We start from the raw sequence: 22,375 nt of genomic DNA, 5'->3' as shown, positions 1-22,375 counted from the left end.
GTCAGGACGCCAGGCTGCGACGGAACCGCGAAAGCGCCACGCTGAAAAATACCAGGCCGATCAGCGCCAGTGCCAGGATATCCGGCCACACCACCGCCCACCCGGCATCGCGGAACAGGATCGCGGCCCCCAGGCTGACGAAATGCGTCGACGGCGACCCCTGCATCACCCACTGCAGCCACTGCGGCATGCTGTCCAGCGGTGTGCTGCCGCCGGACAGCAACAGCATCGGGATGATCACCGGGATCGCCAGCAGGCCGAACTGCGGCGTCGAGCGTGCCAGGGTGGCGAGGAAGATACCCAGCGCCGTACTGGCGAACAGGTACAGCGCGGTCACGGCCAGGAACAACCCCATCGAGCCGGACAACGGCACGCCCAGCGCGCCTTTCACTACCACCACCAACGAAATCCAGGTGCATATCACCACCACCAGGGCGTTGCTGCCGATCTTGGCCAGCATGATCTCCAGCGCGGTCAGTGGCAGCACCAGCAGGTGGTCGAGGGTGCCGTGCTCACGCTCGCGCAGCAGCGCGGTGCCGGTGAGGATGATTGCCAGGATGGTGATGTTGTTGACGATCTGGATCACCGCCAGGAACCAACCGCCCTCCAGGTTGGGGTTGAACAGCGCCTTGGGGTTGATCAGCACCGGGCTTTGCACGTTGCCCCGCTGGCTGTAGTCGAGCAGCTCGCGCTCGAAGATGCGGCCGATGTAGCCGGCGCCCATGAACGCCTGGCTCATGGCCGTGGCATCGACGTTTATCTGCAGCTCCGGCGAGCGCCCGGCCAGCAGGTCACTCTGGAAATTCACCGGTACGTTGATCACGAAGGTGTACTGGCCGCTGTCCATGGCCTGGTCCAGGTGTTGCGCGGTCAGCGGAACGGCAGGTTGAAACTCCGGTGGTTGCAGGGCTTCACTGAGCTTGCGCGAGAGCAGGCTGTGGTCTTCGTCCACCACCGCGACGCTGGCGTTGTGCACACCGATCACCGAGCCGGCGGCCGGCATGTAGATCGCCACGCTGAAGGCATACAGCAGGAACAGCAGCAGTACGCTGTCATGACGCAGGCTGGTCAGTTCTTTCAGGCCTAGGCGCAGGGTGTGGTTCAGGCGCGACATGTCAGGCCTCCTGCTTCTTCAGCATGGCCAGGCTCAGGCCGGTGAATGCGGCAAAGAAGCCCAACAGGATCAGGCACTGCGGCCACAGCTCGCGCAGGCCCAGCGCCTTGGTGAAGGTGCCGACCGCGATGTCGAGGAAGTAGCCCGCCGGGAACAGCTGGCCCATCACCGCCGCCGCGCCGTCCAACGACGAGCGTGGCACGATCAGCCCGGAAAACTGGATGGTTGGCAGGCTGGTAATGATCATGGTGCCGAGAATGGCGGCGATCTGGGTGCGGGTGAATGCTGAAATCAGCAGGCCCAGGCTGGTGGTGGCCAGCAGGTAGGCCACGCCACCACAGGCCAGGGCCAGCACACTGCCCTTGAGCGGCACGGCGAACAGCCAGCGGTTCATCGCCACCAGCAGCGCCAGGTTGACCAGGCTTACCGCCAGGTAGGGCATCTGCTTGCCCAGCAGGAACTCCAGGCGGGTGAGGGGTGTGGCGTAGAAGTTGGTGATGGAGCCCAGCTCCTTCTCGCGAACGATGCCCAGTGCAGTGAGCATGGCCGGTATGAAGGCCAGGATCAGCGCCATCACGCCCGGGCCGATGGCATTCACGCTGACCACGTCCTGGTTGTAGCGAAAACGCGTTTCCAGGCGCACCAGGTCCTGGCGCGGCTGCGGCTGTGGGCTGGCCTTGGCCAGTTGCTCCAGGTTGGCCTGGTGCACGGCTTCCACGTAGTTGCGGCTGGTTTCGGCGCGGAACGGCATGCCGCCGTCGAGCCAGGCGGCCACCACCGGTTGGCGCCCGGCGTACAGGTCGCGGCCAAAACCGGGCGGAATCTCCAGTGCCAGTTTGATTTCCGAGCGCTGCAGCCGCTGATGCAGTTCGCGGCTGTCGCGGATCGGCGCCTGTTCGGCGAAATAGCGTGAGCCTCGGAAGGCTTCGAGGTAGGCGCGGCTTTGCGGGCTTTGATCCTGGTCGTGCACGGCGAAGGCAAGGTTTTCTACATCCAGTGAAATGCCGTAGCCGAAAATCACCATCATGAACAGTGCACCCAGCAAGGCGAAGGCCAGGCGTACCTTGTCGCGCAGCAGTTCCTTGCCTTCTCGGCTGGCCACCGCCAGCAGGCGGCGCAGGCTGAAGCCTTGGCGCAGTGGTGGGGCAGGCGAAGCTGCTTGCTCCAGTACGGTGTTATCCGTGGTTTGCGGCGCGAGCTCCTGGGCTTGTTCCAGGCACCGCACGAAAGCGTCCTCCAGGGTTTCGCCCTGGTACTGGCGCTGCAAGGCCTCCGGCGTGTCGCAGGCCAGTACCCGCCCGGCGTGCATCAGCGAAATACGGTCGCAGCGCTGGGCTTCGTTCATGAAGTGGGTGGAGAGGAAAATGGTCACGCCTTGCTCGCGGGACAGCTCTACCAGCAGGCGCCAGAAGTCGTCGCGGGCGGCCGGGTCGACGCCGGAAGTCGGTTCGTCGAGGATCAGCACTTCAGGGCGATGCAACACCGCCACGGCCAGCGACAGGCGCTGGCGCAGGCCAAGGGGCAGTGCGCCAGACGGTTGGTCGGCGATGGCGGCGAGGTCGAAGCGATTTATCAGCTCATCGATGCGCTGGGCGCTCTGGGCTTTGGGCAAGTCGAACAGGCGGGCATGGAGGGCCAGGTTCTGCCGGGTGCTGAGCTCGCCATACAGCGAGAAGCTCTGTGACATGAAGCCGACCCGCTTGCGCGTGGCCAGGTCACTGGCATCCACCGGGCGCCCCAGCAGGCTGGCGCTGCCCTCGCTGGCAGGCATCAGGCCGGTAAGCACTTTCATGGTGGTGGTCTTGCCGCAGCCGTTGGAGCCGAGGAAGCCGAAGATCTCCCCACGGCCAATGGCGAAACTGACCTTGTTCACCGCTGTGAAGTCGCCAAAGCGCAGGGTCAGGTCGTGCGCCTCGATGGCGACCGGGCCATCCGTGGCCTGGCGCGGTGGAATGCTCAGGGGTTGATGCTGCGCCTTGCCCGCGCCCTGGTAGTGGGTGAAGGCGTCGTCCAGTTTGCCACTGGGGGTGACTGCGGCCAGTTCGTGGCTGGCGCCTGCGGCCAGCAGGCGGCCGCCATCGAGCATCAGGCAATGCTCGAACTGTTCGGCTTCTTCCATGTAGGCGGTGGCCACCAGCAGGGTCAGTTGCGGGCGCTGCGCGCGAACCTGTTCGACCAGTTCCCAGAAACGCCGCCGCGACAGCGGGTCGACGCCGGTGGTCGGCTCGTCGAGGATCAGCAGGTCTGGTTCGTGGATCAGCGCGCAGCACAAGCCCAGCTTCTGCTTCATGCCGCCCGACAGCTTGCCGGCCGGGCGCTCGGCAAAGCGCTGCAGGTCGGTGGCCTGCAGCAAGTTGGCCATGCGCTGCTCGCATTCGCGGCGGCCCAGGCCGAACAGCGTGGCGAAAAAGCGGATGTTCTCGTTGATCGACAGCTCTGGGTACAGGTTGTTGCCTAGTCCCTGCGGCATGAATGCCACTTTCGGGTACAGCGCTGCGCGATGGCGCCGTTGGCGGATCGAGCCGCCCAGCACCTGCAGTTCACCCTGCTGCAGGCGTTTGACGCCGGCGATCAACCCCAGCAGAGTGGACTTGCCGGCGCCATCTGGGCCAATCAGCGCGCAGCGGGTGCCCGCAGGCAGGCTGAAACCCAGGGTGTGCAGGGCCGTCAGGTCGCCGTAGCGGTGGCTGATGCCATCGGCCAGCAGTGCCGGGGCGTTCATTGCAGGTTGGCCGGCCAGTCCACCTCGGCCGTGCGCACATAGCCGGCGCCTGGCATGCCAGGTTTAGCCTGTGGCACGACACCTGGGTCGGTCAGGCGGAGTTTGACCCTGAACACCAGCTTTTGCCGCTCGTCGCGGGTCTCCACCTGTTTGGGCGTGAACTGGGCCTTGGCTGCGACAAAAGCCACTTTGGCCGGCAGGGCGCGTTCGGGCAGGGCGTCGAGCACGATGCGCGCCTGGTCGCCCACGGTCAGCTGGCCGCTGGTGGAGGCCGGCAGGTACAGGTTCATGTACTGGTCGCTGGGGTCGATCAGCATCAGCACTCGGCCGCCGGCACCCAGCACCTCACCGGGTTCGGCCAGGCGCAGCTGGATGATGCCGTCGATGGGCGCTCGCAGGCTGCTGTCGTCGATTTCACTGGTGAGCTGGGCCACCTGGGCTTCGGCGGCGCCGATGGCGGCCTTGATCGCTGCAAGCTGGGCGCGGGCGGCGACTACCGCTGCGTTGGCCGTGTCGAAGCGCGCCTGCTGTTGATCGAGCAACTGTTGGCTGGCGTACTTGCGCTGGAAGATCTCGCGCACGCGCTTGAGCTCCTGGCTGGCCAGCAGCAGTTCGCTCTGGCGCAGTTGCACGCTGGCCTGGGCGGCGGCGTAGTTCTCCCGGGCGCGCAGCACTTCGGCTTCGGCCTGGCTGCGTTGGGCTTCCATGGTGCGGGTGTCGATACGCGCCAGCAGTTGGCCGCGGGTGACCTTGTCACCTTCGTCGACCAGCACTTTGGCCAGGCGGCCTGGGATTTTGCTGGCGATTTGTACTTCGGTGGCTTCAAGGCGGCCGTTGCCCATGCTCAGGCCTTCGGGCAACTGGTCGTGGAGCGACTTCCAGTACCCCAGCCCGCCAGCTGCGGCGAGCAGGGCGATTAGCGCGGTGGCGAAAATTCTGGGGGCGTATCGGTTCATCGTTCTGCATCCTTGCGGTCATGCACAGCACATCATGGCCTGCGGCCACGGGTGGCGTGTTGATATCGGTCAAACCCTTGACCTTAGCTACACATTTAGCGCAAGGCGACAATCACCGCCCATTGTTCGGGCGTTACCGGCATTACCGACAGGCGGCTGCCTTTTTGCACCAGTGGCAACTCGGCCAGGCCGGCCTGCTGTTTCAGCCAGCCCAGTTCCAGCACCCGTGGCAGGGTTTGCACATGGGCTACATCCACCGCGCTCCACGGGTTTTTGTCGGCGGTGGCCTTGGCATCGTAATAGTGGCTTTGCGGGTCCAGCGCGGTCGGGTCCGGATAGGCCGCGCGGGTAATTCTGGCAATGCCGGCGATGCCCGGCTGCGGGCAACTGGAGTGATAGAAGAAAAACTCGTCACCCTCGCTCATGGCCCGCAGAAAATTACGCGCCTGATAGTTGCGCACGCCGTCCCAGCGCGCTTCGCCCAGGCGGCCGAGGGCTTCGATGGAAAGCTCGTCGGGCTCGGATTTCATCAGCCAGTAGGCCATGGATGCTGCTCCTGAAAAGGTTTGAAATAACCTGTTGCACGAAACCGACAGCCGGTTGGCGTCAAGGTTTGCGTGTGGACGCAGGTTGTCGGAAAATGCGCCCCGTTTAAAGCGCTATGCGCCGGCGGTGCCCAGAAAACCGCCGAGCACTGAACAGTTTGCCTGGGGGGCAATCTTCGATGAATCAACGTAAAAAGCCGGATCTGCTGTGGATCCTGGTGTTCATTTTTGGCCTGGGTGTGGTCACGACCGGTTATGCGCAAGGGTTCTGGGAGCGCAAGCTGGACAACGCCTATCAGATGCCGGTCGACGCCGGCCAGCCGCAACGTTGATGCCCCCGCTGGTGCCGCTCAACGCGGCGCCAGGTACCAGCCACGGTCCGAGACCGTGCCCTGCAGCGGTACATCCCAACTGGCCTGCGCCAGCCGCTCGACCTTCTGGCATTCATGCGCCAGCCCCAACAGCAACGGTTTTTTCCAGGTCTGCCGACGCGCCTGGTAGGCCAGGCTGCGATCATAAAAGCCACCGCCCATGCCCAGGCGCCCGCCCACTTCATCAAAACCGACCAGCGGCAGCAGGATCAGGTCCAGCGCCCAGATCGGCCGTTGGCGTTTGCGGTCAGTGACCGGCTCGGGAATACGGAAGCGGTTGGGCTTGAGCTTTTCACCCTGCTCGAAGCGCTGGAACACCATGCGCGTGCGCGGCCAGGCGTGCAACACCGGCAGGTAGGTGCGCTTGCCGCGACGCTGGGCTTCGCGCAGCAGTAGGCAGGGGTCGATTTCGCTGTCGTTGGGCAGGTACAAGGCAATGTGGCGTGCGCGGCGGAACAAGGGGTGTTGCGCCAGCTGGCGGTACAGGCCGAGGGTGGCCTGGCGTTGCTGGGCAGGGGTAAGGGCGCGGCGGGCATTGCGAAGCAGACGACGGAGCTGGGGACGGGTGAGCGGCGCAGTGTCGGTCATGGCACGAGCTATCCCAGGTGTGCTGGCCAACCTCTGGGCGGTCGGCCAAAACGAATTGCCCGCCGGGGGGCGGGCAAGAGAATTCAGGCTCCCCGATAAGACCGCTATCGGTGTAGCCCTTGAACCCGAAAGTTCAAGGTGGAGATTGCAGGGGGCGTTAAGGCTTTCCGTCGGGCGGACATGCACACCGGCCCCAGCGTGCAACCCCCGTGGTTGTGCGTATCGGCTCAGGGACATAACCGACTGGCGCATCCCCCAGGGAGTGGCGCCAGTATACCAATCTCAGCCGATTTTGGTATCCGTGTCGTCGGACAAAGCCTTGTCTACCCGATCCAGCAGGTCGCGCACCTGTTCGCGGTTGGTGCCGGTGACCGGCGCGTCGTTGCGATCTTCCTGGCGGTGCAGCATTTCGTGGGTAATGTTCAACGCCGCCATTACCGCGATGCGGTCGGCACCGATCACCTTGCCGCTGCTGCGGATCTCGCGCATCTTGCCGTCCAGGTAGCGCGCGGCGCTGACCAGGTTGTTGCGCTCTTCCGGCGGGCAGATGATCGAGTACTCCTTGTCGAGGATCTGCACGGTGACGCTATTGCTTGAACTCATGAGTCTTGCTCCAGAGCCTTGAGGCGTAAAATCATCGACTCGACTTTGCGCTTGGCGATCTCGTTTTTTTCGATGAGGTGGGCGCGCTCTTCGCGCCAGGATTTTTCCTGCGCTAATAGGAGTGCATTTTGCCGTTTTAGTTGCTCGACGCGTTCGATCAGCAACTCGAATCGGCTCATCAGTGCCTGCAGGTCGTTCTCTTGCGTGGGTTGCACTCGATTCGCTCCGTCGTTGAGTCACCTGGCGATGATGCCTCTCCCTGGGCGGCAACGGCCAGTGCCGATGGTCTTGGCGCGCCTGCCGGTGCTAGGATACAAGGTCTCCATTCTAGTCATTGCGCCGTCTGGCGCCTAGCTGCCCATGCCCAATACTCAATCGCCCTACATCGCCTTCGCCATGCTGCTTTCCAGTAATGGCCACCCTGTCACCCCTGCCGAACTGCACGGCCTGCTGATCGGCCGCAGCTGTGCCGGCGCCGGCTTCGATGCCGATGCCTGGCTGGCCGATGCCGCCCAACTGCTGGAAACCGAGCCGGGTGACACCGTGCGCAACGCCCTGATCGGCCTGCAGGAAATGGTCAAGGGCGAGCTGACCAGCGACGACATGGCCATCGTCCTGCTGCTGCCTTCCGACGACGCTGCCCTGAGCGACCGCGCCACCGCGCTGGGCCAGTGGTGCCAAGGCTTCATTACCGGTTTCGGCCTGAATGCCGGTGGCAAGGACCTGTCCGACGAGGCCAAGGATGTGCTGCAGGACCTGGTGGCCATTTCCCAGGTACAAGAAGCCCTCGAAGAGTCCGAAGACGGCGAGAGCGACTACATGGAAGTCATGGAGTACCTGCGCGTGGCGCCTCTGTTGCTGTTCTCCGAGCTGGCCAAGCCGGCCGCACCCGCGCCCAAGCCATCGCTGCACTGATCAACCGGGGGAAGTCTGCCCATGAGCCACATACCCAAGGCCGAGTATGCCCGTCGGCGCAAGGCGCTGATGGCGCAGATGGTCCCCAACAGCATCGCCATTCTGCCCGCCGCTGCGGTTGCCATCCGCAACCGTGACGTCGAGCACGTGTACCGCCAGGACAGCGACTTCCAGTACCTCAGCGGCTTCCCGGAGCCTGAGGCGGTGATTGCGCTGATACCGGGGCGCGAGCATGGCGAATATGTACTGTTTTGCCGTGAACGCAACCCCGAGCGCGAGCTGTGGGACGGCCTGCGGGCCGGCCAGGAAGGCGCGGTGGGCGATTTCGGCGCCGACGATGCCTTCCCCATTACCGACATCGATGAGATCTTGCCGGGCCTGATCGAAGGCCGTGAGCGGGTCTACAGCGCCATGGGCAGCAACCCCGAATTCGACCGCCGGCTGATGGACTGGATCAACGTGATCCGCTCCAAGGCACGCCTGGGCGCCCAGCCACCGAACGAGTTCGTTGCGCTGGATCATCTGCTGCACGACATGCGCCTGTATAAATCGGCGGCGGAAGTGAAGGTGATGCGCGCGGCCGCAGACATTTCGGCGCGGGCCCATGTGCGGGCCATGCAGGCCTGCCGGGCCGGGCTGCACGAATACAGCCTGGAAGCCGAGCTGGACTACGAATTCCGCAAGGGCGGGGCGAAGATGCCGGCCTACGGCTCGATCGTCGCGGCCGGGCGCAATGGCTGCATCCTGCACTATCAGCAGAACGACGCGCCGCTCAAGGATGGCGACCTGGTGCTGATCGACGCTGGCTGCGAAATCGACTGCTACGCCAGCGACATCACCCGCACCTTCCCGGTCAGCGGGCGCTTTTCGCCCGAGCAGAAGGCCATCTACGAGCTGGTGCTCAAGGCCCAGGCGGCGGCGTTTACCGAAATCGCCCCCGGCAAACACTGGAACCACGCCCATGAGGCGACCGTACGGGTGATCACCGCTGGCCTGGTGGAGCTGGGCTTGCTGGAAGGGGATGTGCAGGCGCTGATCGACAGCGAGGCCTATCGCGCCTTCTACATGCACCGCGCCGGGCACTGGTTGGGCATGGATGTGCACGACGTGGGCGACTACAAGGTGGGCGGCGAATGGCGGGTGCTGGAACCCGGCATGGCGCTGACCGTGGAGCCGGGGATCTACATTGGCGCCGACAATCAGGCCGTGGCCAAGAAGTGGCGCGGCATTGGGGTAAGGATCGAGGACGACGTGGTGGTGACCAGGCAAGGTTGTGAAATCCTGACTTCGGGCGTGCCGCGCACGGTTGCCGAGATCGAGGCGCTGATGCAGGCCGCCCGCAAGGACGCGGCATGAACCGGGTAAACCTGGCGATCATCGGTGGTGGCCTGGTGGGTGCAAGCCTGGCCTTGGCGCTGCAGGCAGGGGCCAAGGCGCGTGGCTGGAAGATCCTGCTGATCGAGCCGTTCGCTCCCGGCGACAGCTTTCAGCCCAGCTACGATGCGCGCTCGTCGGCGTTGTCATTCGGCACCCAGCAGATCTATCAACAACTTGGCCTGTGGCAAGCCATCGGCCGCCGCGCCGAGCCGATCCGGCAGATTCACGTATCCGACCGTGGCCGCTTTGGCGCCACCCGCCTGGATGCCCTGGAAGAGGGAGTCCCGGCGCTGGGTTACGTGGTGGAGAACGCCTGGCTCGGGCAGTGCCTGTGGCAAGGGCTGGACAGCGAGGTGGTGAGCTGGCGCTGCCCGGCGGAAGTGACCGCGATGCAGGCCATCGAAGGCGGTTACCGCCTGCGGCTCAACGATGACACCCAACTGGAATGCGACCTGGCGGTACTGGCCGACGGTGGCCGCTCCGGCCTGCGCGAGCAGCTGGGTATCCATGTGCGCCACACGCCTTACCAGCAGAGTGCGTTGATCGCCAACATCACCCCGGGTGAAGCCCACGGTGGCCAGGCTTTCGAGCGCTTCACCGAAGAGGGCCCCATGGCCCTGCTGCCGCTGCCGGAAAACCGCTGCGCATTGGTGTGGACCCGTCAGGGCATGGATGCACGGCGTCTGGCTGACATCGACGAGCGCAGCTTCCTGCGCGAGCTGCAGGGAGTGTTCGGCTATCGCCTGGGCGCGCTGCGCCAGGTGGGCGCACGGCACCTCTACCCGCTGTCGTTGATCGAGGCCCAGGAGCAGGTACGGCCGCACCTGGTGGTGCTGGGCAATGCAGCGCACAGCCTGCACCCCATCGCCGGCCAAGGCTTCAACCTGTCGCTGCGTGACGTGCAGTCGCTGGCCGAAGCGTTGCTGGCCGGCCCGCAGCAGCCTGGCGACCTGACCACGCTGCAGGCTTATCACCAGCGCCAGCGCCTGGACCAGGCCATGACCATTGGCTTCTCCGACCAGGTCACCCGCCTGTTCGGCAGCAACCAGCCGCTGCTGGCCGCCGGGCGCAACCTTGGCCTGCTCGGGCTCGACCTGTTGCCACCGGCAAAAAGCTGGTTCGCCCGCCAGGCCATGGGCCTGGGCACCCGCCCTGATTCGCGGGGCCAGGCATGAGCAACCCGCGTAAACTGGCACGACGGGCGCGCATGCTGCGCTGGCTGCTGAACCTTTACCCACCGTACCTGGGCGCCGGTATCCGTGTGCAGCACATCAGCCCGGACCTGCGCAGCGTCAAGGTGGCGATGAAACTGACGCGCTGGAACTGCAATTACGTCGGTACCCAGTTCGGTGGCAGCCTGTATGCCATGGTCGACCCGTTCTACATGCTGTTGTTGATCGAGCAGCTGGGGCGCGACTACATCGTCTGGGACAAGGCCGCCAGCATCGATTTCATCTCGCCGGGCAAAGGCCCGGTGTATGCCGAATTCCACGTCGATGATGCGCTGCTGGCCGACATCCGCCAGCAGACCGCCACCGGCAAGAAGTGCCTGCCGCGTTTGCAGGTCGATATCCGCGATGGTGCCGGCGAGCTGGTGGCGCGGGTCGATAAAACCCTATACGTGCGGCTCAAGCCGCAAGCGAGGCAGGCGTAAGGCATGGAAATGCGCGCAGATCTGTTGATTGTCGGTGCCGGTATGGTCGGCAGCGCCCTGGCCCTGGCGTTGCGCCACAGTGGCCTGCAAATCCTGTTGGTCGATGGTGGCCCGCTGACGGTCAAACCCTTCGACGCCCAGGCCCCGTTCGAGCCGCGTGTCAGCGCGCTGTCGGCGGCCAGCCAGCGCATCCTCGAGCGCCTTGGCGCCTGGGAAGGCATTGCCCAGCGGCGTGCCACGCCGTACACCGACATGCAGGTGTGGGATGGCAGTGGAACCGGGCAGATTCACTTCTCGGCGGCCAGCGTGCATGCCCAGGTGCTCGGCCATATCGTCGAGAACCGTGTGGTGCAGGATGGCCTGCTGGAGCGCCTGCATGACAGCGACATCGGCCTGCTGGCCAATGCGCGGCTGGAGCAATTGCGCCGCTCTGGCGATGAGTGGCTGCTGACCCTGGCCGATGGCCGGCAACTGCGTGCTCCGCTGGTGATCGCCGCCGACGGCGCCAATTCGGCGGTGCGGCGCCTGGCTGGCTGCGAAACCCGCGAGTGGGATTATCTACACCATGCCATCGTCACCAGTGTGCGCTGCAGTGCCGGGCACCAGGGTACGGCCTGGCAGCGCTTCACCGATGAGGGGCCGTTGGCTTTCCTGCCGTTGGTCCGCGATGGCCAGCAGGATTGGTGCTCGATTGTGTGGTCGACTACCCCGGAACATGCCGAGCAGTTGATGGCGCTGGATGAAGCGGCCTTCCTGCAGGCCCTGGAACGTGCCTTCGAGGGGCGCCTGGGCCATGTGCTGCAGGCCGACCCTCGGGTGTGCGTGCCGCTGCGCCAGCGTCACGCCAAGCGTTATGTGGATGAGGGCCTGGCGTTGATCGGCGATGCTGCGCACACCATCCACCCGCTCGCGGGGCAGGGTGTGAACCTGGGCTTCCTGGATGCCGCGGTGCTGGCCGAGGTGCTGGTCAATGCCTGCGAGCGTGGCGAGCGGTTGGCGGATGTGAAGGTGTTGAGCCGTTACGAACGGCGGCGCATGCCGCACAACCTGGCGTTGATGGCGGCCATGGAAGGGTTCGAACGGTTGTTCCAGGCTGATCCGCTGCCGTTGCGCTGGTTGCGAAATAGTGGGTTGAAACTGGTGGAGAAGATGCCGGAGGCCAAGGCGGTGTTTGTGCGCCAGGCGCTGGGTTTGAGTGGGGACCTGCCGGATTTGGCCAAGGCTTGAGATTGCTGGGGCCGCTTTGCGGCCCATCGCGACACAAGGCCGCTCCTACAGGGATATCACAAGGCCAGAGGTCACTCGGGCCCTGTAGGAGCGGCCTTGCGTCGCGATGGGCTGCGCAGCAGCCCCCTCTGCAACATCCGGTAACGGCTAGGTAGATGAGCCAGAAAATGGGATTCACTACCATTTGCACCTCTCAAACGATCCGAGGAGTGCTTCACATGTTGCCACGCAAGCCCCTACTGGCCGCTCTGGCCCTGACCCTGTTCGGCGGCACCGCCCAAGCAGCGGACGAAGTGGTGGTGTACTCCTCGCGCATCGACGAGCTGATCAAGCCGGTGTTCGATGCGTATACCGCCAAGACCGGGGTCAAGATCAAGTTCATCACCGACAAGGAAGCCCCGCTGATGCAGCGCATCAAGGCCGAGGGCGACAACGGCGTGGCCGACCTGCTGCTGACCGTCGATGCCGGCAACCTGTGGCAGGCCGAGCAGATGGGCATTCTGCAGCCAATCAAGTCCGACATCATCGACCAGAACATTCCGCCGCAGTACCGCGCCTCGTCCCATGACTGGACCGGCCTGAGCCTGCGCGCTCGCACCATCATCTACTCCACCGAGCGGGTCAAACCCGAGGAGTTGAGCACCTACGAAGCCCTGGCTGACAAGCAGTGGGAAGGCCGCCTGTGCCTGCGCACCGCGAAGAAAGTGTACAACCAGTCGCTGACCGCCACCCTGATCGAAACCCACGGTGAGGCGAAGACCGAGCAAGTCGTCAAAGGCTGGGTCAACAACCTGTCCACCGATGTGTTCTCCGACGACAACGCGGTGATCCAGGCCATCGAGGCCGGCCAGTGTGACGTGGGTGTGGTCAACACCTACTACTACGGCCGCCTGCACAAGCAGAACCCGAACCTGCCGGTGAAGATCTTCTGGCCCAACCAGGGTGATCGTGGGGTGCACGTGAACCTGTCGGGTATTGGCCTGACCAAGCATGCACCGCACCCGGAAGCCGCGAAAAAGCTGGTGGAATGGATGACGGGTGAAGAAGCGCAGAAGCTGTTCGCCGACATCAACCAGGAGTTCCCGGCCAACCCGAAGGTCAAACCATCGGATGAAGTGGCTGCGTGGGGCAGCTTCAAGGCCGACAGCATTCCAGTGGAAATCGCTGGCAAGCGCCAGGCTGAAGCCATTCGCCTGATGGATCGGGCTGGCTACAACTAAGCGCCAGGCTTTATCCTTCCGGGGCCTATCAGGGCCCTTTCGCGGGCACGCCCGCTCCCACAGGAACTGCACAGGATTCAAGCATCCTGCGGCCCCTGTGGGAGCGGGCATGCCCGCGAACGACCGCCGAGCGGTCGCAAATCAGCCACAGAGACAGTCAACTTGCCCCACACCCCCCAACGCCGCTGGTACTTACCGGTCTCCTTGATCGCCGCCCTGGTGCTGCTGCCCCTGAGCGTGCTGCTGCTGTCCTGGCAATCGATTGATCTGCAGATCTGGTCGCACCTGCTCGACACCCAGATGACTCGCCTGCTCGGCAATACCCTGACGCTGGTGGTGGGTGTAGGCATCGGCGTCACCGTGCTGGGCGTCAGCCTCGCCTGGCTCACCAGCCTCTGCGAGTTCCCCGGTCGGCGCTGGCTGGACTGGGCGCTGATGCTGCCGTTCGCCATCCCGGCCTATGTACTGGCGTTCGTCTTCGTCGGCCTGCTGGACTTCGCCGGGCCGGTGCAAAGCGCCCTGCGTGAAGTGTTCGGGCCAATGCGCCTGCCTCGGGTGCGTTCCACCGGCGGGGTGATCATCGTTTTGGTGCTGGTGTTCTACCCCTATGTCTACTTGCTGGCACGCACGGCGTTCCTGGCCCAAGGCAAGGGCCTGATGGAGGCGGCGCGGGTGCTCGGGCTGTCGCCCCTGCAGGCATTCTGGCGTGTGGCACTGCCCATGGCGCGACCGGCGATCGGCGCCGGCATCGCGTTGGCACTGATGGAAACCCTGGCCGATTTCGGTGCGGTGGCGGTGTTCAACTTCGACACCTTCACCACTGCCATCTACAAGACCTGGTACGGCTTCTTCAGCTTGTCCAGTGCAGCCCAACTGGCCAGCCTGCTGCTGTTGGCCGTCATGCTGGTGCTGTACGGCGAGCGCCGCGCGCGCGGTGCTAGCCGCAGTGGCAACGAACGGCCGCGCGCGCAGGCGCTGTATCACCTGCGTGGGGTCAAGGCGTTGCTGGCCAGTGGTTGGTGCCTGCTGGTGTTCGCCTGCGCTTTTGTCATCCCACTGCTGCAACTGTTGGTGTGGTTCTGGCAGCGCGGTCGGCATGACCTGGACGAGCGTTATGTCGGCCTGGTGCTGCACACCCTGTACCTGGGCGGCATGGCGGCGCTGGTCACGGTATGCGTGGCACTGCTGCTGGCCTTTGCCCGGCGCCAGGCGCCGACCGGCGGTATTCGCGCCGGGGTTGGCCTGGCCAACCTGGGGTATGCCTTGCCCGGTTCGGTGTTGGCGGTGTCGATCATGCTGGCCTTCAGTTACCTCGACAACCACCTGGTCATCCCGCTGTCCAGCTGGCTGGGCGGGGCCGGCAAGCCGCTGCTGCTAGGCAGCCTTTCGGCGTTGCTGCTGGCCTACCTGGTGCGCTTCATCGCAGTGGCTTACGGGCCACTGGAGAGCAGCCTGGAACGCATTCGCCCGTCACTGCCCGAAGCCTCCCGAAGCCTCGGTGTCGGTGGCGCAAGATTGTTTTTCAAGGTGTATCTGCCGCTGCTGGTACCCGGTGCCCTTAGCGCGGCATTGTTGGTGTTCGTCGACGTGCTCAAGGAAATGCCGGCCACCTTGCTGATGCGACCGTTCGGCTGGGACACCCTCGCCGTGCGGGTATTCGAGATGACCAGCGAGGGCGAGTGGGCGCGTGCCTCGCTGCCAGCATTGACGCTGGTGCTGGTGGGCCTGTTGCCGGTCATCGGCCTGATCCGCCGCTCGGCACGTCGACCCGGTCACAGTCACTGAGGGTGCCAGCTGGCGACCTTGCGGCTACAATGCGCGGCATTCGCGCGGCGGGTACTTACAACAAGAGCTGACGACCCACGTCATCGACCGCCGCCGCTTCGCCACGCCCGGAAGGAGAAACCCATGGGACAGCGCACGCTTTTGTATGACCTGCATCTGGCGCTAGGCGCCAAGACGGTCGATTTCGGTGGCTGGGACATGCCCCTGCACTATGGCTCGCAGGTCGAGGAGCACCATCAGGTGCGCAGCGACTGCGGCGTCTTCGATGTTTCCCATATGACCGTGATCGATGTCGACGGCACCGATGCCACCGCTTGGCTGCAGCGTTTGCTGGCCAACGACGTGGCCCGCCTCGACGACGTCGGCAAGGCACTGTACAGCCCGCTGCTCCACGAGCAGGGTGGGGTAATCGACGACTTGCTCGTCTACCGCATGGAAAACGGCTACCGCCTGGTCACCAATGCCGCCACCCGAGCCAAAGTGCTCGACTGGTTAGAGCAGCAGCGGGCCGGTTTCGCCGTGAACTTCCAGCCCCGTCCCGACCTGGCCATCCTCGCCATCCAGGGGCCGCATGCCCGCGAAAAGGTCGCCGCTTTGCTCAGCCCTGCACGCGCGGCCCTGATTCGTGAACTGCGCCCGTTCGAAGGCGTCGCCGAAGGTGACTGGTTCATTGCCCGCACCGGGTACACCGGTGAAGACGGCCTGGAGATCATCTTTCCAGGCGATCAAGCAGTGGCCTTCTTCAACGACCTGGTCGGCGCCGGCATTGCCCCGAGCGGCCTTGGCGCCCGCGATACGTTGCGCCTGGAAGCCGGCATGAACCTGTACGGCCAGGACATCGACGAAAACCACACTCCGCTCACTTCCAACCTGGGCTGGAGCATCGCCTGGGAGCCCGCCGAGCGCGACTTCATCGGCCGTGCCGGCCTGTTGGCGGAAATCGAGCGCGGTGTGCAGGAGAAACTGGTCGGTCTGGTGCTGGAAGAGCGCGGCGTGCTGCGTGCCCACCAGGTGGTGCGCGTAGCCGGGATTGGCGAAGGGGAGATCACCAGTGGTAGTTTCTCACCTACGCTGAGCAAGTCCATTGCCCTGGCGCGCGTACCCATGGCGACCGGTGACCGGGCCGAGGTGGAAATTCGCGGCAAATGGTACCCGGTGCGGGTGGTCAAACCGACCTTCGTGCGCCACGGCAAGATCCTGATCTGAACAATTATCAACCGGCGGGCGTACCGCTGAGCCAATCGAGGAATTCAAGACATGAGCAATATCCCCGCCGACCTGCGTTTTGCCGAAAGCCATGAATGGGCTCGCCTGGAAGCCGACGGCAGCGTGACCGTGGGTATCAGCGACCACGCCCAGCAAGCCTTGGGTGACGTGGTGTTCGTCGAGTTGGCCGAAGTCGGCAAGGTATTCGCCGCTGGCGACGCTGCCGGCGTGGTCGAGTCGGTCAAGGCCGCTTCGGACATCTACGCCCCGATCGGTGGCGAAGTGATTGCCGTCAACGAAGAACTGGCCGACAGCCCAGAGCAGCTCAACGAAGAACCGTACGGCGCGTGGATCTTCAAACTGAAGCCAAGCGACAAGGCCGAGCTGGACAAGCTGCTGGACGCTGCTGGTTACGCAGCAGCTATCGGCGAGTAACACCGCGTCGCCTGCTTCGCGGCTTTAGCCGCGAAGAGGCCAGGCCTGTGAGCAAGTTTCCCCGCAGAATCGGCAATCCCTTCCTAGACTTGTAAGTCTCCATGAGACCCGGTCTAGGAAGAGAGCGTCGTCATGTCCCAGTCGCCATCCCTGCATCAACTGCAAGAGCTCAACCCTTTCCTGCGTCGCCACCTGGGCCCCGATGCCGCCGAGCAGCAGGCCATGCTCAAGGTGCTGGGCGTCGCCAGCCGCAACGAGCTGATCGAGCAGACCGTACCGCCTGACATCCGCCTCAATCGCCCCCTCGACCTGCCGGCGGCGCTGGACGAACAGGCCGCCCTGGCCAAGCTCGCCGGTTACGCCGAACAGAACCAGGTGTGGACCAGCCTGATCGGCATGGGCTACCACGGCACCATCACCCCCACGGTCATCCTGCGCAACGTGCTGGAAAACCCCGGCTGGTACACCGCCTACACGCCCTACCAACCGGAAATTGCCCAGGGCCGGCTCGAGGCGCTGCTGAACTTCCAGCAGATGGTCATCGACCTCACCGGCCTGGCCCTGGCCAATGCCTCGCTGCTCGATGAAGCCACCGCCGCCGCCGAGGCCATGGCCCTGGCCAAGCGGGTGGCGCGCAACAAGAGCAACGCGTTCTTCGCCGACGAACACTGCCACCCGCAGACCCTGTCGGTACTCAAGACCCGCGCCGAGGGCTTCGGCTTCGAGCTGATCGTCGATGCTGTGGATAACCTTGCCAATCACGCGGTGTTCGGCGCTTTGCTGCAGTACCCCGACACCCATGGCGAAGTGCGCGACTTGCGCCCGCTGATCGACCAGTTGCACAGCCAACAGGCCCTGGCCTGCGTGGCGGCCGACCTGCTCAGCCTGGTGGTGCTGGCGCCACCGGGGGAACTGGGTGCCGATGTGGTGCTGGGCTCGACCCAGCGCTTTGGTGTGCCGATGGGCTACGGCGGGCCCCACGCGGCCTATTTCGCCTGCCGCGACGACTACAAACGGGCCATGCCGGGGCGCATCATCGGCGTATCGCGCGACGCCCGTGGTAACACGGCATTGCGTATGGCCCTGCAAACCCGCGAGCAGCATATCCGCCGCGAGAAGGCCAACTCCAACATCTGCACGGCCCAGGTGCTGCTGGCCAACATTGCCGGCTTCTACGCGGTGTACCACGGCCCGGAAGGCCTGCAACGCATCGCCCAGCGCGTGCACCGGCTGACCTTCATCCTGGCCGCCGGCCTTGAGGCCAAAGGCATCAAGCGGCTCAACCAGCACTTCTTCGACACCCTTACCCTGGATGTTGGAGGGGCGCAGGCGGCCATCATCGAAAGCGCCGAAGCGGCGCACATCAACCTGCGCATTCTAGGGCGCGGGCATTTGGGCGTGAGCCTGGATGAAACGTGCAACGAGCATACGGTGCTGCGCCTGCTCGATATTTTCCTAGGCGTGGATCACGGCCTGGAAATCGCCGCCCTCGACCAGTTGGCCCTGCCTGAAGGCATTCCCGCCAGCCTGGTACGGCGCACCCCCTTGCTTGCCCACCCGGTATTCAACCTGCACCACAGCGAAACCGAGATGTTGCGCTACCTCAAGCAGCTGGAGAACAAGGACCTGGCGCTTAACCAGTCGATGATCCCGCTGGGCTCCTGCACCATGAAACTCAACGCCACCAGCGAGATGATACCCATCACCTGGCCCGGTTTCGCTCACCTGCATCCGTTTGCCCCAGCGTCCCAGGCCAGCGGGTACAAGGCGATGATCGACGAGCTGGAAAGCTGGCTGTGCGCGATCACGGGCTTCGATGCCATCTGCATGCAGCCCAACTCCGGTGCTCAGGGCGAGTACGCCGGCCTGATGGCGATAACCCGCTACCACCGCAGCCGTCACCAGCCGCAGCGCACGTTGTGCCTGATCCCGTCGTCAGCGCACGGTACCAACCCGGCGTCAGCGCAGATGGCTGGCATGGAAGTGGTCATCGTCGATTGCGACAACGATGGCAACGTCGACCTGGCCGACCTCAAGGCCAAAGCCCACGCGGCGGGGGAGCGCCTGTCGTGCCTGATGATCACCTACCCCTCGACCCATGGCGTGTACGAAGAGGGCATACGCGAAATTTGCGAGGTGGTGCACCAGCACGGCGGCCAGGTGTACATGGACGGTGCCAACCTCAATGCCCAGGTGGGCTTGGCGCGCCCGGCGGACATTGGGGCCGATGTTTCGCACATGAACCTGCACAAGACCTTCTGCATCCCCCATGGCGGCGGCGGCCCGGGCATGGGGCCGATTGGTATTCGCGCGCACCTTACGCCGTTCGTCGCCAGCCACCCTGTGGTGCCGGTGCCGGGGTTGGACCCGAACAACAGCGCGGTCAGTGCCGCGCCCTGGGGCAGCGCAAGCATTTTGCCGATCAGCTGGATGTATATCGCCATGATGGGCCCGCAGCTGGCCGATGCCAGCGAGGTAGCGATTCTCTCGGCCAACTACCTGGCCAGCCAGCTGGGAGGTGCTTTCCCGGTGCTCTATCGCGGGCGAAACCAGCGTGTGGCGCATGAGTGCATCCTCGACCTGCGGCCGTTGAAGGCCCTGACCGGCATCAGCGAGGAGGATGTCGCCAAGCGCCTGATGGACTATGGCTTCCATGCGCCGACCATGTCGTTCCCGGTGCCGGGCACGCTGATGGTGGAGCCGACCGAAAGTGAATCGAAGGCCGAGCTGGACCGGTTTGTCGAGGCCATGCTGGCGATTCGGGCGGAAATTGCCGAGGTGCAGGAGGGCAACTGGCCGGCGGAGAACAACCCGCTCAAACATGCGCCGCATACCCTGGCGGATGTACTGGGGGTGTGGGACAGGCCGTATAGCCTGGAGCAGGCAGTGGCACCCAGTGCTCATGCGCGCCAGCATAAGTACTGGCCGGCGGTGAACCGGGTGGACAACGTGTATGGGGACAGGAATTTGTTCTGTGCTTGTGTGCCGGTGGAGGCGTATCGCTGAGTTCGGTGGTGGGTGCGTCGCGGGCGCTTGCCCGCGAAACAGACGACGCGGTTACTCGGCTACCGCATTCTTCGCCAGGATGGCATTGGCCAGCTCCATGTCGGACGCTTGCATCCCCGGGTTCTCTGCCCGTGCCTGGCGCATGGCCGCTTCCAGGAACGGCCCGCGAATCGCGCCTTCGCTGGCGACGAAGCTGCTGGCGTCATCCTGCGCGGCCACGACCAGCTTGTGATCGCGCGAGGTCAGGTAGCTCGATGCCGTAGTGGCACCGGAAGTCATCACGTTACGCCAGAAGGTATCGGCCATGGCCGAGCCGATAGGCAGCGAGAGCAAGGCAGCGGCGGCGATGGCGGTTTTGAGACGCATGTTGAAACACCTCGAAGGGTGAGGGTTGAAGATGCGCGGTTGGATCTTTTCGGACGAGGCAAGTTCCTTGAATACAAAGGACTTTTCGTCAGTTACAGACGCGTAGCACTTCCTCCGCACGGGTCTGTCCGCTAGCCACCTTTGCTTCTCCGCAGCGACGCAGGTCAACCAGGCCGTCGGCCAGTGCCTGGCGCCGTAAATGTGCCAGGTCGGCGTGGGGACCGATCAATGCACGCAGGCTTTCGCTGGGCTGCAACAGCTCGAACAAGCCCGTGCGCCCATGAAAACCGGTGCCTCGGCAGGTTTGGCAAGTGGCTGATGAACGTGCCTGGCAGTCCGTGCACACGGTGCGCACCAGGCGTTGGGCCATGACCCCGATCAGCGTCGCCTTGATCAGGTAGTCGGCTACGCCCAGCTCAAGCAAGCGTGTGATTGCTGCGCAAGCATCGTTGGTATGCAGGGTCGACAGCACCAGGTGCCCGGTCAGTGCAGCTTGCACCGCCACCAGGGCGGTTTCGCGGTCACGGATTTCGCCGATCATGATGATATCCGGGTCCTGGCGCAGCATGGCCCGCACGCCGTTGGCAAAACCCAGGTCCAGCGCGGGCTGCACCTGCAGCTGGTTGAAGGCAGGGTCGAGGCGCTCGATGGGGTCTTCGATGGTGCACAGGTTGACCTGCGGCGTGGCCAGCAGCTTGAGGCTGGCGTACAGGGTGCTGGTCTTGCCGGAACCGGTGGGGCCAGTCACCAGGATAATGCCCTGGCGCTGGTGCAGCAGGCCTTGCCACTGGGCCAATTGCTGGCCTTGCAGGCCGAGGTGGTCGAAGCCCTCCTGCAGCTGCTGCGGGTCGAACAGGCGCAGCACCAGTTTTTCGCCAAACGGGGTGGGCAGGGTGGATAGCCGCAGCTCCACTTCACTGCCGCCTGGCAGGCGGCTTTGCAACCTACCGTCCTGCGGCCGGCGCTTTTCTGCCACATCCATGCGGCCCAGGTGTTTCAGGCGGCTGACCAGCGCCAGGGTGACGCTGGCTGGGAAGGCATAGACAGTGTGCAACAGGCCGTCAATGCGGTAACGCAGCTGGCCCTGTTCGCGGCGGGGCTCCAAGTGGACATCGCTGGCGCGCTGTTCAATGGCGTACTGCAGCAGCCAATCGACGATATGCACGATGTGCGCGTCGTCGGCACCGGCCTCGGCCTGGCGCTTGCCCAGTTCCAGCAATTGCTCGAGTTCGCCCAGGCTTGTCGACTGCTGGTACTGCGCGCCTTTTACCGATTGGGCCAGATGCTGAAACGACTGCCCGGACTGGCGGATCTGTAGCGGGCTGGCCAGCACGCGCCGAACCGATCTGCCGAGGCTACGGGCCAGGTCTGCCTGCCAGTCATCCTGATAGGGCTGGGCGCTGGCGACGGTAACGCTGGACGCATCGGCGGCGACGATGAGAATGCCATGGCGCTGGGCGAAGGCAGGGGAGATCAAGCCGGCGACCTGGGGCAGGTCGAGTTGCATGGGGTCGATGCGCAAGTAGGGCTGGCCAACCTTGTTGGCCAGCCATTGGCAGAGGTGGTCCAGGTCCAGGGGTTGGCCGGTGTGGTGGCGGTCTTCCAGGCTGCAAGCAGCGATCTGCTCCAGCGGGTGGCCTGTGGGGTGGGTGGTGGCGTGTTCGAGTACTTGCAAGGTGTCGTTGGCATGCAAGCGCTGGTCGGCGAGCAGAGCTTCGAGCACGCAGTTGAGGTCGAGTGCCGGGCTGTCGGGGGTATGCATGGTGGGCGTCCGTGCCTGATGAGAGCGTGCTGATCAAGGCTAGCCGGGCGGCGCAGAGGCATCGGAGGTGAAAGGTTTCGGGGTTTTGCTGCACAGCCACAGCAGCGCTGTCAGACCGCGGCCAGTTCCACCCGTTGCAGGTTGGTCAGGCTTACTTCGCCAACACACACCAGGTTACGCAGTTTCTGCGCAATCACCTCGGCCCGGTGCCAGCTCAAACCGCCGATGCCGACTTCAATGTTCAGCCAGTCTTCCTGCTGGTTGACCTGTACGCTGTGCGGGGTCAGGAATTGCAGGGCGAACAGGTTGAGCACCCGGCACAGGCTGTCAGGCTCGGCTTCGGCCTGCAGGCGATAGTGCACGGTGCTGTGGGCGTTGTTGGCGGCCCAGGCGTCGGTACGGGGCTGTGCGTTCATGCTGGTCTCCGCAAATGTGGGAGAAATTCTTGCACGTTGGTCGGGGTATTTTTTCGCTATGATTTGATCTTTTCGCGGGCTTTGCGAATTAATCAATTCATAGGTCG

The 22,375-nt window shown here is 64.5% G+C and carries 21 protein-coding genes and 1 other RNA gene; 11 read left to right on the top strand and 11 right to left on the bottom strand.

The genetic code is table 11. The features are described from left to right. Window position 1 precedes the first annotated feature (1 nt). From ACNQP3_RS28070 to ACNQP3_RS28055, 4 genes are all read right to left on the bottom strand, one after another. Window positions 2-1,114, bottom strand: a complete 1,113-nt coding sequence (locus tag ACNQP3_RS28070) for an ABC transporter permease (protein ID WP_012274762.1) — start codon at window positions 1,112-1,114, stop codon at window positions 2-4. Between the two features lies 1 nt (window position 1,115). Continuing rightward, window positions 1,116-3,836: a ribosome-associated ATPase/putative transporter RbbA gene (gene rbbA, locus ACNQP3_RS28065; RefSeq protein ID WP_264316653.1), complete on the bottom strand. Its 2,721-nt coding sequence runs from the start codon at window positions 3,834-3,836 to the stop codon at window positions 1,116-1,118. Next, window positions 3,833-4,792 carry an HlyD family secretion protein gene (locus ACNQP3_RS28060; protein ID WP_264316652.1) on the bottom strand — a complete coding sequence of 320 codons (960 nt, stop codon included), beginning with the start codon at window positions 4,790-4,792 and terminating at the stop codon, window positions 3,833-3,835. Before ACNQP3_RS28060 ends, rbbA begins: the two co-directional genes overlap by 4 nt. A 95-nt stretch (window positions 4,793-4,887) precedes the next feature. Beyond that, window positions 4,888-5,337, bottom strand: a complete 450-nt coding sequence (locus ACNQP3_RS28055; protein ID WP_060493201.1) for an EVE domain-containing protein — start codon at window positions 5,335-5,337, stop codon at window positions 4,888-4,890. Between the two features lie 179 nt (window positions 5,338-5,516). Here ACNQP3_RS28055 and ACNQP3_RS28050 point away from each other — a divergent pair, with 179 nt between their 5' ends. Beyond that, window positions 5,517-5,669, top strand: coding sequence for a hypothetical protein (locus tag ACNQP3_RS28050; protein ID WP_012274758.1), 153 nt, complete (start codon window positions 5,517-5,519; stop codon window positions 5,667-5,669). 18 nt (window positions 5,670-5,687) lie between these two features. On the opposite strand, the gene ACNQP3_RS28045 is transcribed toward ACNQP3_RS28050, so the two are convergent. The 4 genes from ACNQP3_RS28045 to ACNQP3_RS28030 form a co-directional block, all read right to left on the bottom strand. Next, window positions 5,688-6,296 (bottom strand): 5-formyltetrahydrofolate cyclo-ligase, encoded by a 609-nt coding sequence (locus ACNQP3_RS28045; protein WP_060493202.1) that lies wholly within the window; start codon window positions 6,294-6,296, stop codon window positions 5,688-5,690. Window positions 6,297-6,381: 85 nt separating this feature from the next. Further along, window positions 6,382-6,561: non-coding RNA, 6S RNA (gene ssrS, locus ACNQP3_RS28040), on the bottom strand. A 17-nt stretch (window positions 6,562-6,578) separates the two neighbouring features. Next, the gene (locus ACNQP3_RS28035) at window positions 6,579-6,899 is read right to left on the bottom strand and encodes a cell division protein ZapA (RefSeq protein ID WP_010955726.1); all 321 of its coding nucleotides are present in this window, start codon (window positions 6,897-6,899) and stop codon (window positions 6,579-6,581) included. Then, the gene (locus ACNQP3_RS28030; RefSeq protein WP_041166806.1) at window positions 6,896-7,078 is read right to left on the bottom strand and encodes a TIGR02449 family protein; all 183 of its coding nucleotides are present in this window, start codon (window positions 7,076-7,078) and stop codon (window positions 6,896-6,898) included. Before ACNQP3_RS28030 ends, ACNQP3_RS28035 begins: the two co-directional genes overlap by 4 nt. Window positions 7,079-7,259: 181 nt before the next feature. Here ACNQP3_RS28030 and ACNQP3_RS28025 point away from each other — a divergent pair, with 181 nt between their 5' ends. From ACNQP3_RS28025 to gcvP, 10 genes are all read left to right on the top strand, one after another. Continuing rightward, a complete protein-coding gene (locus ACNQP3_RS28025) occupies window positions 7,260-7,814 on the top strand; it encodes a YecA family protein (protein ID WP_016489744.1) in 555 nt (184 codons plus the stop codon). Between the two features lie 21 nt (window positions 7,815-7,835). Beyond that, window positions 7,836-9,170 (top strand): Xaa-Pro aminopeptidase, encoded by a 1,335-nt coding sequence (gene pepP, locus ACNQP3_RS28020; protein ID WP_060493203.1) that lies wholly within the window; start codon window positions 7,836-7,838, stop codon window positions 9,168-9,170. Continuing rightward, window positions 9,167-10,366, top strand: coding sequence for a 2-octaprenyl-6-methoxyphenyl hydroxylase (gene ubiH / locus ACNQP3_RS28015; protein WP_012274753.1), 1,200 nt, complete (start codon window positions 9,167-9,169; stop codon window positions 10,364-10,366). The genes pepP and ubiH overlap by 4 nt, the downstream gene beginning before the upstream one ends. Then, complete coding sequence (locus ACNQP3_RS28010; RefSeq protein WP_264316650.1) at window positions 10,363-10,845, top strand: DUF4442 domain-containing protein; 483 nt, start codon at window positions 10,363-10,365, stop codon at window positions 10,843-10,845. The genes ubiH and ACNQP3_RS28010 overlap by 4 nt, the downstream gene beginning before the upstream one ends. Before the next feature lie 9 nt (window positions 10,846-10,854). Next, complete coding sequence (locus ACNQP3_RS28005; RefSeq protein ID WP_171577245.1) at window positions 10,855-12,072, top strand: 2-octaprenyl-3-methyl-6-methoxy-1,4-benzoquinol hydroxylase; 1,218 nt, start codon at window positions 10,855-10,857, stop codon at window positions 12,070-12,072. Between the two features lie 218 nt (window positions 12,073-12,290). After that, complete coding sequence (locus tag ACNQP3_RS28000) at window positions 12,291-13,292, top strand: extracellular solute-binding protein (protein WP_012274750.1); 1,002 nt, start codon at window positions 12,291-12,293, stop codon at window positions 13,290-13,292. A gap of 162 nt (window positions 13,293-13,454) precedes the next feature. Continuing rightward, the gene (locus ACNQP3_RS27995) at window positions 13,455-15,077 is read left to right on the top strand and encodes an ABC transporter permease (protein WP_060493204.1); all 1,623 of its coding nucleotides are present in this window, start codon (window positions 13,455-13,457) and stop codon (window positions 15,075-15,077) included. Window positions 15,078-15,200: 123 nt separating this feature from the next. Further along, complete coding sequence (gene gcvT, locus ACNQP3_RS27990) at window positions 15,201-16,283, top strand: glycine cleavage system aminomethyltransferase GcvT (protein ID WP_012274748.1); 1,083 nt, start codon at window positions 15,201-15,203, stop codon at window positions 16,281-16,283. Window positions 16,284-16,334: 51 nt separating this feature from the next. Beyond that, window positions 16,335-16,718 carry a glycine cleavage system protein GcvH gene (gene gcvH / locus ACNQP3_RS27985; RefSeq protein ID WP_012274747.1) on the top strand — a complete coding sequence of 128 codons (384 nt, stop codon included), beginning with the start codon at window positions 16,335-16,337 and terminating at the stop codon, window positions 16,716-16,718. Between the two features lie 132 nt (window positions 16,719-16,850). Then, the gene (gcvP, locus tag ACNQP3_RS27980; RefSeq protein ID WP_012274746.1) at window positions 16,851-19,724 is read left to right on the top strand and encodes an aminomethyl-transferring glycine dehydrogenase; all 2,874 of its coding nucleotides are present in this window, start codon (window positions 16,851-16,853) and stop codon (window positions 19,722-19,724) included. Between the two features lie 51 nt (window positions 19,725-19,775). On the opposite strand, the gene ACNQP3_RS27975 is transcribed toward gcvP, so the two are convergent. The 3 genes from ACNQP3_RS27975 to ACNQP3_RS27965 all read right to left on the bottom strand — a co-directional run bounded on the left by ACNQP3_RS27975 (window position 19,776) and on the right by ACNQP3_RS27965 (window position 22,268). Then, window positions 19,776-20,090: a DUF2388 domain-containing protein gene (locus ACNQP3_RS27975; protein WP_060493205.1), complete on the bottom strand. Its 315-nt coding sequence runs from the start codon at window positions 20,088-20,090 to the stop codon at window positions 19,776-19,778. An 88-nt stretch (window positions 20,091-20,178) separates the two neighbouring features. Then, window positions 20,179-21,852, bottom strand: a complete 1,674-nt coding sequence (locus tag ACNQP3_RS27970; protein WP_060493206.1) for a GspE/PulE family protein — start codon at window positions 21,850-21,852, stop codon at window positions 20,179-20,181. A 110-nt stretch (window positions 21,853-21,962) separates the two neighbouring features. Continuing rightward, the gene (locus ACNQP3_RS27965) at window positions 21,963-22,268 is read right to left on the bottom strand and encodes a hypothetical protein (RefSeq protein WP_012274743.1); all 306 of its coding nucleotides are present in this window, start codon (window positions 22,266-22,268) and stop codon (window positions 21,963-21,965) included. Between the last annotated feature and the right edge of the window lie 107 nt (window positions 22,269-22,375).

Source organism: Pseudomonas sp. LFS074 (assembly GCF_047978165.1).
Classification (GTDB): domain Bacteria; phylum Pseudomonadota; class Gammaproteobacteria; order Pseudomonadales; family Pseudomonadaceae; genus Aquipseudomonas; species Aquipseudomonas putida_P.
Note: the sequence above shows the minus strand (reverse complement) of the source record. Positions and strands in the feature narration are given on the sequence as shown.